The sequence below is a fragment of the Polynucleobacter sp. MWH-Loch1C5 genome, from assembly GCF_018881775.1.
Taxonomy (GTDB): Bacteria; Pseudomonadota; Gammaproteobacteria; order Burkholderiales; family Burkholderiaceae; genus Polynucleobacter.
Genome location: NZ_JACVPR010000002.1, coordinates 1 through 14,838, shown reverse-complemented (window position 1 = coordinate 14,838; position 14,838 = coordinate 1). Strand labels below are relative to the sequence as shown.

Here is a 14,838-nt window from a genome sequence, read left to right as displayed (position 1 = left end):
TTTCTGTAGCCAGTGGAGCGACCTACGCGCTAGGCGCAAGTGATACGGTCTTATCGATTTCTGGTGCGGGTTCGATTAATCTCAATAGCTACACATTAACTTCAGGCGGTTCATCTGACACTGCCTTTGCTGGTGTGATTTCTGGAACGGGTAGTGTGGTGAAGGTGGGTACTGGTGGCCTGACCTTATCGGGGGCTAATACTTATAGTGGTGGCACCACTATTAATGGTGGCACATTGACTGTGAACGGTAGTTTGTCCGACAGCACATCAGTTTCTGTAGCCAGTGGAGCGACCTACGCGCTAGGCGCAAGTGATACGGTCTTATCGATTTCTGGTGCGGGTTCGATTAATCTCAATAGCTACACATTAACTTCAGGCGGTTCATCTGACACTGCCTTTACTGGTGTGATTTCTGGAACGGGTAGTGTGGTGAAGGTGGGTACTGGTGGCCTGACCTTATCGGGGGCTAATACTTATAGTGGTGGCACCACAGTTAATGCAGGTACTTTATTTGGTGGTGCTGGTAGTGAGTTGATTACGGTCTTTGGTAGTGGTCCTATTACTGTGAATAGTGGTTCGACCCTATGGCTTGATCGTGCAACTTTAGCGAATGACATCACCCTGAATAATGCTACGTTGCAGGGCACAAACGGTTTTGGTGAGATATTTAACGGTCAAATTACCTTAACGGGCAATAACACATTAGTCAATTACTACTACATGACTTTCAATGGGGTGGTGACAGGATCTGGATCATTGACTAAGACTGAAAATGGTCAATTAACCCTTGCTGGCAACAATACTTACACAGGTACAACGACTATTAGCGCGGGGACTGTAGTTGTTACACATAACAATGGTCTAGGTTCTACAGTAGGTGGAACAATCGTTGCTAGTGGTGCAGCTCTTGATTTGTATAACGTAGCAGTGGGTGCTGAGCCCGTCACTTTAGCGGGTGGCACATTAAAAGATGTCACTAGTAGTTTGGCAGGAGACATTACTTTGACAGCCAACAGTACAGTCTCTGCTACTAATGTTGGTGATACTTTGACTCTATCTGGTGTTATTTCTGGCGCTTATAACTTAACTAAGACTGGTTTAGGTCGCGTAGTATTGACTGGAAATAACACTTATACAGGTATTACAACTATCAGTGCTGGCACATTAGCGCTCTCAGGTAGTGGCTCAATTGCAACATCGAGCAAGTTAGTGGCTAATGGCACATTTGATATTAGTGGTACAAGCAGTGGTGCTGATATTAAGAGTCTAGATGGTTCTGGATCTGTCGTTTTAGGCTCTAAGACCTTGAATTTAACTGCAGCTAATGACGCTTTTGCGGGTGTTATTTCTGGAACGGGTGGATTAACCCTGGCTAGCGGTACACAAACTCTATCTGGTACGAACACATATACAGGTGGCACCACCATCAATGGCGGCACGTTAGCCTTAGGTGCCAACAACGTCTTAGCTGACTCAGGGGACGTTACTGTGGCCGGTGGTACATTCAATATCGGTGCTTATAGCGATGTGATTGATTCATTAACCATCAACGGTGGATCATTTGTGAGTGGCAGTGGCGGCACTCTCTCAGTGACAGAATTAACTACTGCAGGATCTACAGCAATTGGCTTATCCGCTAACATTACTTCAAGTGGAAATCAAACCTGGAGCTCTCCAATAGTGCTAGCAAGAAGCTTATTGATTAAGTCTACAGCTGGCCGTATCAATTTCAATGGCTCAATTAATGCTGGTACAGCAAAACAATATGATCTTACAGTCGAGGCGTTTACAGTAATTGATTTATCTGCAGAAGTAGGCCTAGTTCAGAGAATTTCTAAGCTGACATTAACGGCGCCACTGATTTATATACGTGGAGATATAGCTACTGCTAATGAACAAGAATACAACGGTGATGTATTAATCGGTGACCTCTCTGGGTCAGAAAATAACACTTTATTTAATCAAAGAGTGACTAATCAGTGGGTAGGCACGGATGGATATCAATCTGGAGATATCAAATTTGTCAAATCTAATACAGGTAGTCAGTTAGTTAGAACTTTTGTTTCAGAAGATCCAGCGATTACTTTCAACGGAAAAGTAGACGACACCATAGACAATACTCATAGCATTGTTGTTTTGGCAATCTCAGGTAATACGCTCATTCCTCAAATTACCTTCTCAGACGCCATAGGCTCAAGCTCACCACTGTATAGCTTAACCGTAAAAACCATGTATTACGTCCCCGGCCAGGCTGCACCATCATTGGATGGAAATATAACTATGGGTGGTAACGTAACGACTTTTGCTAACCAAACTTATGGGTCAACTAACTTTATTCTAAATTCCCCTGCAACCTCCACCTTATATACCCAATCTGGACGAATCAAAATTGATGCTAGTGCGTATCAGATGACTAGCAGTTTGAAGTTAGATTACACATTTGCTAATCAGCCAGAAATTTCTGTGGCTCCTGGCTTAAGTCGAGCAGTTGATACAGTACGTGATGCCCCGATGGATTTAGGCTCTGGAACACTGACGGCAAGTTTTAGAAGAAATAATGCTTTAGAAATGAAAGCATCTTCAGATGATGATGAGGTTAGGGGAGAAGTTCAAGTTGGAGATTTAGAAAATTCAAGCATAAATAAAGATGCTTTAGTTTGTGATGTGACTATAGACGATACATGTTACGTTGGTGAGTAAATGAGTCAATTGAATTTTGCTGAGCGCTTCAACTACCATCAATTATTTATCAGATATTTTTTATGGATTTTTTGTGCCCATTTTGTAATATTTTTAATAACCATATACGGTATCCCCAACTTCAATTTTAAGAAAAGACCTGATCTAACCATTGAGTTATCTACCCTTGCACCTTCTGCAGGTGGGCAGCAACAGAATATTCAAAGTCAGTCTCGAACAAGCCAAAAAACTGAAACCCCAAAGACTTTGCCAAAGGATAAAGAGGGCACTCAAACAGCTCAAGCCTCTGCGTCTAATCCTACTCCAGCACCAAGTTCAGCCTCTGGTCCAGCCAATGCTCAAACAGCCGATGCTGATTACAAGGCAGCATATCTGAATAATCCCAAACCACCATACCCACCACTCGCAGTCAGAATGCGCTTGGAAGGTAAGGTCACCTTGTTAGCAGAAGTTTTGCCCGATGGTAAAGCAGGGCGTGTTGCCATCGAAACCTCGAGTGGCCATGAAATGCTTGATCAATCAGCCTTACAAACGGTTAAACAGTGGCAATTTAGCCCCGCCCGTAAAGATGGTGTCATCATTACCCAAGTTGTTAGAATCCCAATCACCTTTAATTTAAAGAGTCGCTAATATGAATGCATTCATCATTCACTCAGTGCTGGTCATCCTGATCTTGCTTTCGGTCGTTACCTGGACGGTTGCTGTGGTCAAAATCAAGCAATTCAAACGTACCCAACAGGAATGTAAGTTATTCGAAGACCGTTTCTGGCAGGCCAAAAGTTGGCAAGAAGGCCAAAGTATTGCCAATCAAGACTCTAACTATCTCGCTCAAATTGCTCAGGTGGGATTTAAGGAATACGCTGAGTATCGTAATAATCCTGACACATTGAAGTATGCGGGTGATGTGCACGAGATTTTGGAGCGACCCTTAAAACAAGAAATTCAAAAAATACTGAGAACTCAAGAAAAAGGACTGGCGGAGTTAGCTTCAATTGGATCAACTGCACCCTTTATTGGTCTTTTTGGAACGGTCTGGGGCATTATGGTGGCACTTCAAGAAATCAGTGCTAGTGGTCAAGCTAGTATTGATGTAGTGGCTGGCCCGATTGGTGAAGCTTTGATCGCTACTGCAGTAGGTATTGCTGCGGCTTTACCAGCAGTTTTGTTTTATAACTACTTTGTACGGCGCCTGAAAGTCTGGACTACCGAAGTAGATAGTTTTGCAGAAGCATTCTTGCGCTTAGCTGCCAAACAAGGGCAGAATTCTCGGAATCAGTAACAGGACTCAAATATGGCAATCAGCTCACAAAAGAATGATGATGGCTTGATGGCAGAGCTCAATGTCACACCCTTGGTGGATGTGATGTTAGTGTTGTTAGTGATATTTATTGTGACAGCACCATTGATCGTCCCGCAATCGATGAAGGTTAACTTGCCGAAAACCCAAGCGGTTGCTCAGCAAGATCAAGCGAAAAATGTTGCCCTATTTATTGATGCCAAGGGTGCTTTGCAATTTGATGGTCAAAGTGTGAGTGATGCGGAGTTGAGTGAAATTCTCAAAGCAAAAGGGCAGGATCCTAAATTCCAGTTACAAATACACTCCGATAAAGCAGTTCCCTATGGACGTGTTGCTGAAATAATGGCTTTGGCACAAGCCAGTAATGTCACTAAGTTATCTTTTGTGTCCTTGTCTAAAGGTAAGTAGACTTTGTCATTAGCTGTTTCATCTGAATTGATCTAAATTTCCCAGCTATTGCTTGGTCCTTTATTGTTTCTGAATCAGTCACTACCTCACTTTTTAGCGCAATCTGGCTAAACATATCTTTTTGACTAATCCCAAACGCCAGTCTTGCACATTGTTGTATGACTCTGTGCCTGAGCATACGTCTAGGCATTTGTTGCCAAGAGGGATGATCCGTTTTCACTTCATCAAGATATTCTTTGACCACAATCGGTAAGATTCGATCGTGCCGGTAGATGGTGCATTCCATCCAAGCGAGGGCTTCTTTCTCGTTTGAGTTCTCTATTGATTTCTCTATCGGCGCTTCTCTTAAGCTCATCCCCGCATATTGCTCATGACTATTGATGAGCTTGACCCAGCCATCGATGGTGATAAAGGCCTGATAACCCTCATTGGTTTCCATCACCCCAATCTCATCCGATAGGGGATCTAGTTGGTATTTAGTCGCCATTCTGAGAAGTTGTATTTGAGTGTATGGCGTGAGATTGGGGTATTGCTCCAGCCACAGTTGAAGCTCTTCAGGATCTAAAGCTAGAACTTGCGCTGCTTTTTCAATACTCTTGGTAAGTATTTGCATGATCGATTCGTATCCTTTTAACTATTCTTGATTAATTGGACTCCTGGTTCTTGATCTTTCTGATGTTGAACTCTTAGCTATATCTAGTCTGTTCTTTAGTCTTTGACCACAAAGCGCCTGCTATTAGCGACTTGTATCTGATAGGGAGCGATTAGTTCTGGATGGTCTTCAGTGAGCTTCTTGGTATCTAATCTTGTGGAAGGTTTGGGTGTCTTCCAAGTGGCTAAAACTTGTCCGCCATAGGTCAGTACCTCAGCATCTTGCATTTCTGCCATGACTTGTTGCTTGATCTGGCTGATTTCTTGTTCATAGGACTCTACCCTTGCTTGGATATCCTTCATCTTGGCTATGAGCTCACAAGTCTCTTGCTTGGCTTCTACTGCCTTAGGAGTCGATCTTGGAAATAAGAGCTTAAGATCGGACTCCCTCTGAGCCGCAGGAGCAATATCTTTGAGTACATGTTCTTCCCAAAAGACTCTGGCTCGATCAATGACCATCTCTTCCAGTTCTCGATCTCGATGAACTTCATAGATCCTAAAGTCAGCATTCCCCATAAGAACTGCTAAATCCGCTTGTTCTAAGCCAGTAATGCCTAAATACCAAATACATTGAGCGAGATATGCCATCGGTACTTGATCTGATCCACCATCTCCCCATTCATGAGAAGCAAAAGGACTTGCCGTCTTACATTCCAATACCCGAGTAGCGATTAAAGAACCAGATGCATCAAAAATAGAAGGGGAATCACACACAAATCGATCCATATGCCCATGCATATAGGTATACTGAGGATGAACCAAAGCAGCAGGGTGGCTCACTAGAGAGTAGCCAGTCGCCAAGGCATACTCAGAAGCCACGAATTCCTCGGCAAAGGAACCAAAGCGTATCGGTAAGCTATCCGCTTCATGCACTGCACGACCGGTTTTCTCCATCCAAACATCCACCGCAGACCGATACCGACTAAAGCCCAACACCGCACCAATATCGCTACCACCTAGACTTTTTGCCCGTAAGTTGGCAAAATCTTGATTATTAAGCATTTTTTAACCCCTTTCAGTCTTAAATATGTCCATTTAAGACTATTATAGGTCTAATTTAGATTGTTTACAAGTTCTCAACTTAGAGCAGCACGAGCCATGTTGAAATGGTCGCTTGAAGATTTATCAGACCATTCAAGTATTGGCACAACTACATTGAAGCGATTTGAATCCGCAGAGGGCGTCCCATCTGGTAATTTGGCGACGTTCACGAAGTTGAAAGAAGTCTATGAAAAAGCCGGTATCGAATTTATCGGTGGGCCAGATTCACAAGCAGGAGTTCGTTGGAAGAAATAGAGGTCTATATGTCAACTTCAAAGAAAGGTCCCAAAACGGTATCGGGTAAAAAGAAGTCTGCACAAAATTCGGTAAAGCATGGCTTGCGTTCAGAGGCTCTAACCAGTATGCAGCAAGTGACCGATCAAAATAAGTTTCTTCAGGAGCTAGTTGATTTTTATAAACCTGTCGGCCCTCTAGAAAATCTGCAATTAGAACGTATTGCCACATGCAGGGCTAAGCTGAAATCTTTATATGATTTAGAGCAGGCTAAACTTGAAATACTGATTAAAGAGAACAGTGTTGTTGATCGCGAACATCTCAGAAAATTCAAGTTTTTGACACCCCTTGCTCAGGGAATGATGCACGAGTTTTTATTTTTCGAAAATATACTACTTCCCTGCGGGTTGAGTCCTGAAATTTTGAAAGCAATTGTTACTGAGATTGATGAATTCTCAGGAGAGCTTCAATCAGATGATGATCTTCGTAAATGTTTCCCATACTTGGTGACATATCTAGAGAATGTTGAAACTGATACTAAAGAATTGCATATCATTTTGATGGCAGTATCCGAAAAGCTTAATAAACATATCGACAATGGAATTTACTACTCGGAAATATTGTCGCAATTATTTCCAGAGAGATTTGAGCGAAAAAAAGTTGAGCCTACTGCTGAAGATATTGAGCATGAAAATGCGTTGAGAGAGTATCAAGAGCAAGCTCGGTTAAGACGTGGGCAAAAACTAAAGCTCAAGATCGTGTCGAATGAACCTGTATTTCCTGCTCACAATAAAATTGCAGACGCTCTTAAAAAATTCATGGCCGTTTGGCAAGCTTACTCGCTTGCATATGAATTTTATGACTACGTGAAGAGCTCCATTGAACTTCATAAAAAAGCTATTGCCTTACCTGCAGATGAGTCTGACCTATTGATGCGCTATCAGACCACATGGGAAAGACGACTTTCTACTTTAATGGCCGAATTTATGCAATTGCAAAAGATGCGGATTTCTGCAGCGAGATTAGAAAATACAACTAATGTGATTGAGCCGGAGCTTTAAATAGTCGTTTGATATTTGCTAAGAGCCCATATTCACTAATCCAATGGGCATAGGCCTGGTAGGTTGGATCCTTAGATAGATGTCTTTCTTCTGTCTTGGCTCGAGCAAAGTAAATCAGATTGAGTCCTAGCAGAAGTAGGCATGCCCTTAAATTAACGTCCCATGGTTTGTCTGCGAGGAAGGGGACTGCGATCAACCACCAAGATAAATTTTTAAAAATGTAAGCAGGATGTTTTGTCCAGCGATAAGGCCCATTGGTAATAATCCCACGATGAGTCAAATTAGAAAATCGGGTACCAAACATCACTGTTGCCCATACGTAAACCACTAGACAACTGAGAATCAAGCTGCCCCAGATTGTGTACCAGAGGGGATAATCAAATAACCACGCCCCCCAAGTGATGTCATTGTGATAGCGTAAATAGTTTTGATTGATCATGGACCAAAATGGTTCGTAACACACTAAAGCGACTAGCCAACCTGACATGGTAGGTTCTGATGAGCGAATGTGATTATCTAGTAGTCGCACTGAGATGAAGTAGCCCATGCTAGCCAGAATCACATCCACAAAGAATAAAAAGAAATAGGCAAAGTCGTAAATCGCTTTGAAGCTAACAAGTTGATAGTCTGTTCTTAAAAATTCACCAAGATTATTCACGGCATAGGTGAACATCAAAGGAAAAAAGTATCCCTTAATCAACCACCCCAGCGTATGTTGCAAGAGCTTTTGCCTATCGATTTTTTTCAGTCGACCCGAGAATAGTAGACCTGCTTGCCAGTAGCCATCATGAGGGTCGACCATTTTGCTATCGATCCAGAAAAAATAAGGAAGTGCGATGATGAGCCAAATGGGGATCGCTACTTTAGCGAGGCTATAAAAATGATCGTAAAAATTACCTTTGTATTCAGGAAAAAGCCAGTACAGGAAGGCTAGAAATCCGATCGTTCCTAGTAGCCCCACATATTTGGTCAAAACACGTTGAATAGAAAACTCGTGTTGGGCGAAATTAAGTCCAGTGGATTCTCGGAGGTGAACCTTTTGCCATACCAATTCAAAGCTGGCCATCGAAACAAAAGGGACGATCATCAGGAATACAGCCAGCCCAATCGTGTTGGAAGCAAATTGGGGATTAAATTTAAGCCATGCCAATGCCAGTAATAGGCTGGAAATGCCGACAACTGCCACGAGAGAGTGGGTTGCTGATTGAGGAGGGGAGTTTTTTAAACCGAATTGCATTAGGCAGGATTTTGCCTTGAATCTATTACTAGTTGGATAGGAAGGTGTTATAAATAATTATTAAATATAATGTTACATAATGTATATATTCTAACTATTATCAGTAAAACAATGAAATTTCCAAACGAAATAACTCATAGTCAGTTAGATAGCCCTAGGGCAATCAGCCTAAAAGCTAAAAAATATGCGTAAAAGGTAATAGCTCTAGGTACAATAAGATTAACAAAATCATAAATTTATGAGGGATTCAAAGTGCTTGTACCAACACAATTTCGTAAACCCATATTGACTGTACTGATTACTGCTTTGTGCAGCTCTATGGCTAATTTGGTGCAGGCCGCTGGACCCGATGCGGGATCACTACTGCGTGATCAACAAGAGTTAGATCGTCTAAAGAATTTACCGACCGCTCCACGTGCACGCGTTTTGGAAGATAAGCCAAGTACTGATAGCCAAAGAATTGGTGAGACAAAAATCCTCGTGAGTGCTTTTGTTATTGATGGGCAACTCAAAGCATTTACAGCGGATGAACTTAAGGCACTGGTTCAAGATTTAGTGGGTAAAGAGCTCACTTTTGCAGAGATTCAATCGGCGGCAGATCGAATTACTAGACACTATCAAGCCAAGGGCTATTTCCTCGCTTCAGCCATCATCCCTAAGCAAGAGGTGCTCAACGGTGTTGTGAGAATCTTTGTGAACGAAGGCAAACTGGACTCTAAACGCCCCTTTGAAATCAAAGGTCAAGATTTACGTATGCCGAAAGAGCGAATTGCCAACTACGTAGAAACAGCATTGGATGGCCAACTCTATCAGCCATCTCTCGAGCGAGGATTGTTGAACATTGCCGACAATCCGCAGATGACGGCCACAGCAAATATCGAACCAGGGGATGCCCCTGGATCTAGTCGAATCATTGTTGAGACTGTGGAGGGCCCCAAGATTGATGGTTCGGTCACGGCTGATACTTATGGATCACGATATACGGGTGCGTTTCGTTTAACGGGTTCAGTGAATTTAAATAACCCCAGCACTTACGGTGACCAGTTCAACGCAACCGCAATTACAGCGCCCGGCAATGTCTTTAATTTAGGGAGATTAGCTTATGCATTACCCATCGGTACCGATGGTTTGAGAGCCGGTGTGTCATACACGGCACTTAACTTTCATCTTAACGATAAATTAGCTACCTCTGGATTAACGACGGGCACGGCACATAACTGGAATGCCAATTTGCGTTATCCAATGTACAGAACTGCTTTGCGAGCAGCCTACGTTGGGGCTAGCTATGATTGGAAAAATTCATATAACGCCACTGGCGGCGTCATTACAAGCGACAAACACACGGATTTGTATGGTCTCAATCTAACACTTGAAAACGCCGATACTTTAGGTGGCGCCGGCTTTACACAATTGGTCGCAGGCGTCTCTTCTGGCAAGATTGACTTGTTCTCAAAAATGCCAAGTTACTCAGATCAAATACAAGCTAACGGTCAATTTAGTAAAACTAATTTGCAACTGATACGTATTCAGCGAGCCACTGAACGTCTAAGCCTACAGTTGCTAGGAAATGCTCAATGGGCAAGTAAAAATTTAGATGGCTCTGAGAAGATTCCGTTGGGAGGACCAACAGGTATACGAGCCTATCCAGTGGGTGAAGCATCTGGGGATGAAGGTTACAAATACAGTGTAGATGCCAAGTACGTTTTAGCGACAGGTACCAAAGCGGGTGACATTATCGGATCCATTTTTTATGACTATGGGCAAATACATCAATATAAACGCCCAGATTTAGTTACGGATATGTCAACCCCTAACGTTTATTCGCTGAGCGGTTGGGGTTTGGGTCTTGATGCTATTGCAGCAGGTAAGTTTCAGTTTAAGTTTGGTTGGGCAAGAGCGATTGGTAGTAACCCAGCTGCCAGCAACGGCAACAATGCTGATGGCAAATCAAATCGTTCACGTTATTGGCTTCTAGGAATGGTGACTTTCTAAAATGAATAAATCATACAAACACGTTTGGAGTAAGAAGCAAGGTCGTTACGTCGTCGCTTCTGAAATTAGTAAGTCCCACAGCGGTGGCTATTCTGCCGTGTCTCGTGCCGTTCTAATTGCGCTTGGATTACTTTCAGCAACTACTTATGCTCAGACGGTGGCCAATAATGCTTTGCCGACAAATCCATCGATAGCCAGCGGTGCTGCAACTATTACAGAGACTGTCAATAAGCTTACTATCAATCAGTCCACAGACAAATTAATTACTAATTGGTCTTCATTCAATATTGGTAAAGATGCAACGGTTCAGTTTATTCAGCCTAGCTCTACAGCGTCTGCTCTTAACCGAATCAATAGCTCAGACCCAAGTTATATCTACGGAACATTACAAGCGAATGGACAGGTCTTGTTCATTAACCAAAGCGGTGTGCTATTTGCTCCTGGCGCGCGTGTGGATGCAGCTAGCGTTGTAACTAGTACGCTAAACATACTTAACTCTAATTATCTAAACAATAATTTTGTCTTTGAGAAAAATGTATCGGCTGGCTCTATTTCTAACCAAGGCTCTTTGAATGCCTTGATAGGGGGCACAGTCGCTTTAATTGCTCCACAAATATCAAACACAGGCACGATTAGGGCTGATGGGGGCAACGCTGCATTGCTCTCCGCTGATAAGGTAACTCTTAGCTTTGCAGGCAATCGGTTAATTAAATACAGTCTTGATCAAGGCACATTAAATAGTTTGATTGAAAACTCTGGCTCGATTAGAGCCAATGATGGCGTTGCTATCTTGTCTGCTAAAGCGGTTGATTCATTGAATAAATCCTTGGTGAATAACTCGGGGGTGATTGAAGCTAAAGGTATTACTCAAGATGGTGGCAAGATCATTTTGGATGCGGATAATGGCACTTCACGCAATAGTGGTGAACTCAATGTCTCATCAGATATTTATAAAGCGGGTGAAGTCTCAGTTACTGCTGATTTTGTCCAAGTGATGTCTGGCGCGAGAATATTAGCTCAAGGTTTAACAGCAGGTGGTCGCATCAATATTGGCGGTGGTTTTGCTGGACAAGAATTAGCAATCCGAAATGCTAAGGAAACAGATGTCTATCATGGATCCTTGATAGATGCGAGCGCCTTGGGTAATGGTTCAGGTGGACAGGTTGTTATTTGGTCAGACCTGCGGTCATCATTTTCCGGATTGATCTATTCAAAAGCCGGAGCACTTGGCGGTGATGGTGGTTTTGTAGAAGTTAGCTCAAAAGTCGCTTTAAGTTTTTCTGGTTCAGTGGATACCACATCACTTAGGGGTAATGTTGGCAGCCTGCTAATCGATCCCTACAGTATTTTTATTACGAATACTGGTTCAGATGCCAATAATACCTATAGTGATGGTGTTTACTCGACCATATCTCAGACTGTGCTAAGTAACAATCTAGCCACTTCAAATGTTATTTTAGACGGTACTAGAGATATTGTATTTGGTACTGATTTTTCATATTCTGGTTCCGCAGACAGAACTCTCACTCTAACTACGCCCTTAGTTGTGTTAGGTGGAAATATATCTTCTACAACTAATAAACTTAATTTGAACTTTGGTAATGCAAATATATATGTTCTAGGTGCAAATAGAACTGTTAATACCAACAATGGCAACATTAGCGTTAACGGCAATATTGGATCATCAGCTACTGGCTACGGCTTAACATTTAATGCTGGCACAGGAACAGTCAATCTTGGGTCAAATGGCTCATCTGTAGTAAATGGATCATTTACTGGTACCTATTGGACAGGCACAACATCAACAACGTCCGTTACAACAACTACAACATTGACAAATTTATTTTCGTATCCTCAAGCCGCTAATCAAACAACGGTTTTAAATTTTGCAGGACAAGTATTGACAGTTGGGACAAAGTAAGCTTGCTGAAATTACTGGAACTTTCCCCACAAAATTAGAAACATCAACTAGTACAGTTTGGCTTGCTTTAGAAGCCGACCCACTTGCCGGTCAAACTCCTAGGAATGCTACGGTTGTATTTAGTAAGTATGAGGGCGTGGTTGGAACGACTACAAGATCAATTCCAATTGAAAGCAACAAGGGTATAACCTTGCCTGCAAATTCTGTCATCAGTAGTATCTCTTATTTGGGTGCGAATAGCTCTGGAGTGACCATCAAAGCTGCAACAGGTCTTGAGGTATCTACAACTGTAACTGCATACCCAGTCAATCAAAATTTCACAGCAACTAGACTTGGTGCACTTGCGATAACTGGGATATCAAATTTATACGGTTCTATTTCAACTACTGGCGCACAAACTTACAACAGTTCAATTATCTTAAATAGTAATGTTTCATTATCAACAACAAACGCTGATATTACCTTCAGTTCTACAATTGATAGTGACTCTATTACAAATGCAAGAGGTTTAACGCTCGATTCGGGTTCTGGAAGTATTACTTTTAATGGTAACTCAGGAGGTATATATACTTTAGGTAATACAAAAATAACTAGCTCTGGTTCGGTTACTCATGCTGGATCGATCAAATCAAGCACATTAGCTTTGGAGGGTACTGGAGCCTTCACATTCACAGATTCAAGTAATTTAGTTTCTACTTTAGCTGCAGGCTCAAGTGGCACTCGCCTTGGTAATATCTCTTTTGTCAATAGTGGAGCTTTATCAATTGGCACAGTGGGTAGTATTTCTGGCATCTACTCCAGCGGCAACGTAATTGTTAGTACATTAACAGGTGATTTAACATTATCTCAGTCCGTTAACTCTTCAAACACTAATAGCACGACTGCTATTGTTTTAACCGCTGGTAAATCGACTCTTCGAGGGACAACGACTGGTGGCAATATTATTATCAGTGGTTCCCCAAGCATTACTGTAGGTACTGGAAGCAGGGCAACTCTTTATACTGGCAGCGTCAGTGGATCGACAGGACTAACAAATTTAGTGGGCTCTGGCTCCGGTAGATTCCGTTACTACTCCGATAATGCTGGGTCTGCATCTGGTTATACAACTGCACTGTCGTCAGGTATTTTTGCTATCTACCGTGAACAACCCAGCGTTAGTGGAACAATTCAAACAAGGACCATCACTTACGGAGATTCTGTCCCTAGCTTTGCTCTCAGTGGTGGATCCGACCCGGTGAATGGTGACACGACAACTGTATCTGTGAATTCACCACTATACTCAACAAGTGGTAACTTAAGAGCTGGATCCTACGTAGTTTCAACTGGAACATCTTTACAAAACTTAGGTTATAACGTCGGCTCAATCAGTAATGGGTCTTTAACTGTAAACGCAAAAACTATAGATGTTGTAACCGCTAGTAATAGGGCTTATGACGGAACTACAACTGCTACTTTATCAAGCCCAACGATTACAAGCGGTTCTACAAGTTCAACAGACGGAAAAATTCTAACTGGCGATGTCGTTACTGTTAGCGGTTCAGCCGTTGGAACTTTTGATTCACAAAATGTCGGTTCAAACAGACTTGTTACAGTATCAGGTTTAACGCTCGGTGATACAGATGCCGGGAATTATCTGATTAATAACACTACTGCAACTATTAATGCAAAAGCATTAACAATTACGGGTTCTACTGCCTCAAATAAAACTTATGACGGTAATACAACTGCGACGGTAACTGCAGGAACTTTGAGTGGTTTAATTGGCAGTGAGACATTAGGTGTTACGGCTGCAGGTACATTTGATAATAAAAATGCAGGTAGCGGCAAGACGGTAACTATTGCATATACATTGGCAAATGGTAGTAATGGTGGTTTAGCAACCAACTATAGTTTGTCTAGTGGCACGACTACTGCAACTATTAATGCAAAAGCATTAACAATTACGGGCTCTACTGCCTCAAATAAAACTTATGACGGTAATACAACTGCGACGGTAACTGCAGGAACTTTGAGTGGTTTAATTGGCAGTGAGACATTAGGTGTTACGGCTGCAGGTACATTTGATAATAAAAATGCAGGTAGCGGCAGGACGGTAACTATTGCATATACATTGGCAAATGGTAGTAATGGTGGTTTAGCAACCAACTATAGTTTGTCTAGTGGCACGACTACTGCAACTATTAATGCAAAAGCATTAACAATTACGGGCTCTACTGCCTCAAATAAAACTTATGACGGTAATACAACTGCGACGGTAACTGCAGGAACTTTGAGTGGTTTAATTGGCAGTGAGA

12 protein-coding genes are annotated in these 14,838 nt (G+C 42.3%); 9 read left to right on the top strand and 3 right to left on the bottom strand.

Annotated features, from left to right (window positions below):
• The 4 genes from ICE94_RS08400 to ICE94_RS08385 form a co-directional block, all read left to right on the top strand.
• On the top strand, positions 1-2,702 hold a 2,702-nt coding region (locus ICE94_RS08400; RefSeq protein ID WP_216151131.1), incomplete at its 5' end, for an autotransporter-associated beta strand repeat-containing protein.
• Positions 2,703-3,332 (top strand): energy transducer TonB, encoded by a 630-nt coding sequence (locus ICE94_RS08395; RefSeq protein ID WP_216151129.1) that lies wholly within the window; start codon positions 2,703-2,705, stop codon positions 3,330-3,332. It abuts the gene before it with no gap.
• Position 3,333: 1 nt separating this feature from the next.
• Positions 3,334-3,981 carry a MotA/TolQ/ExbB proton channel family protein gene (locus ICE94_RS08390; protein ID WP_216151127.1) on the top strand — a complete coding sequence of 216 codons (648 nt, stop codon included), beginning with the start codon at positions 3,334-3,336 and terminating at the stop codon, positions 3,979-3,981.
• Between the two features lie 12 nt (positions 3,982-3,993).
• Entirely contained in the window at positions 3,994-4,407 is a 414-nt protein-coding gene (locus ICE94_RS08385; protein ID WP_216151125.1) for a biopolymer transporter ExbD, read from the top strand.
• On the opposite strand, the gene ICE94_RS08380 is transcribed toward ICE94_RS08385, so the two are convergent.
• A complete protein-coding gene (locus ICE94_RS08380) occupies positions 4,394-5,020 on the bottom strand; it encodes a recombinase RecT (protein ID WP_216151123.1) in 627 nt (208 codons plus the stop codon). The two genes, ICE94_RS08385 and ICE94_RS08380, sit on opposite strands and share 14 nt — an antisense overlap.
• Positions 5,021-5,115: 95 nt before the next feature.
• Entirely contained in the window at positions 5,116-6,060 is a 945-nt protein-coding gene (locus ICE94_RS08375; RefSeq protein ID WP_216151121.1) for a YqaJ viral recombinase family protein, read from the bottom strand.
• A gap of 96 nt (positions 6,061-6,156) precedes the next feature.
• Here ICE94_RS08375 and ICE94_RS08370 point away from each other — a divergent pair, with 96 nt between their 5' ends.
• Positions 6,157-6,354 carry a hypothetical protein gene (locus ICE94_RS08370; protein WP_216151119.1) on the top strand — a complete coding sequence of 66 codons (198 nt, stop codon included), beginning with the start codon at positions 6,157-6,159 and terminating at the stop codon, positions 6,352-6,354.
• Positions 6,355-6,362: 8 nt separating this feature from the next.
• On the top strand, positions 6,363-7,394 hold the full coding sequence (locus tag ICE94_RS08365; RefSeq protein ID WP_216151117.1) for a hypothetical protein: 1,032 nt from the start codon (positions 6,363-6,365) through the stop codon (positions 7,392-7,394).
• Here the strand turns inward: ICE94_RS08365 and ICE94_RS08360 are convergent.
• Positions 7,369-8,631, bottom strand: coding sequence for an isoprenylcysteine carboxylmethyltransferase family protein (locus ICE94_RS08360; RefSeq protein WP_216151115.1), 1,263 nt, complete (start codon positions 8,629-8,631; stop codon positions 7,369-7,371). The two genes, ICE94_RS08365 and ICE94_RS08360, sit on opposite strands and share 26 nt — an antisense overlap.
• 252 nt (positions 8,632-8,883) lie before the next feature.
• Between ICE94_RS08360 and ICE94_RS08355 the strand changes: the two genes are divergently transcribed.
• From ICE94_RS08355 to ICE94_RS08345, 3 genes are all read left to right on the top strand, one after another.
• Positions 8,884-10,623, top strand: a complete 1,740-nt coding sequence (locus ICE94_RS08355) for a ShlB/FhaC/HecB family hemolysin secretion/activation protein (RefSeq protein WP_216151113.1) — start codon at positions 8,884-8,886, stop codon at positions 10,621-10,623.
• Between the two features lies 1 nt (position 10,624).
• On the top strand, positions 10,625-12,544 hold the full coding sequence (locus ICE94_RS08350) for a filamentous hemagglutinin N-terminal domain-containing protein (protein ID WP_216151135.1): 1,920 nt from the start codon (positions 10,625-10,627) through the stop codon (positions 12,542-12,544).
• Positions 12,531-14,838: S-layer family protein (locus ICE94_RS08345; protein WP_216151111.1), on the top strand; the 2,308-nt coding region annotated here is incomplete at its 3' end. The genes ICE94_RS08350 and ICE94_RS08345, both read left to right, overlap by 14 nt.

Bases quoted from the DNA above. Each gene is read 5' to 3' on its own strand.
- ICE94_RS08395 (WP_216151129.1), top strand. From the start codon at position 2,703: ATGAGTCAATTGAATTTTGCTGAGCGCTTCAACTACCATCAATTATTT.
- ICE94_RS08390 (WP_216151127.1), top strand. From the start codon at position 3,334: ATGAATGCATTCATCATTCACTCAGTGCTGGTCATCCTGATCTTGCTT.
- ICE94_RS08385 (WP_216151125.1), top strand. From the start codon at position 3,994: ATGGCAATCAGCTCACAAAAGAATGATGATGGCTTGATGGCAGAGCTC.
- ICE94_RS08380 (WP_216151123.1), bottom strand. From the start codon at position 5,020: ATGCAAATACTTACCAAGAGTATTGAAAAAGCAGCGCAAGTTCTAGCT.
- ICE94_RS08375 (WP_216151121.1), bottom strand. From the start codon at position 6,060: ATGCTTAATAATCAAGATTTTGCCAACTTACGGGCAAAAAGTCTAGGT.
- ICE94_RS08370 (WP_216151119.1), top strand. From the start codon at position 6,157: ATGTTGAAATGGTCGCTTGAAGATTTATCAGACCATTCAAGTATTGGC.
- ICE94_RS08365 (WP_216151117.1), top strand. From the start codon at position 6,363: ATGTCAACTTCAAAGAAAGGTCCCAAAACGGTATCGGGTAAAAAGAAG.
- ICE94_RS08360 (WP_216151115.1), bottom strand. From the start codon at position 8,631: ATGCAATTCGGTTTAAAAAACTCCCCTCCTCAATCAGCAACCCACTCT.
- ICE94_RS08350 (WP_216151135.1), top strand. From the start codon at position 10,625: ATGAATAAATCATACAAACACGTTTGGAGTAAGAAGCAAGGTCGTTAC.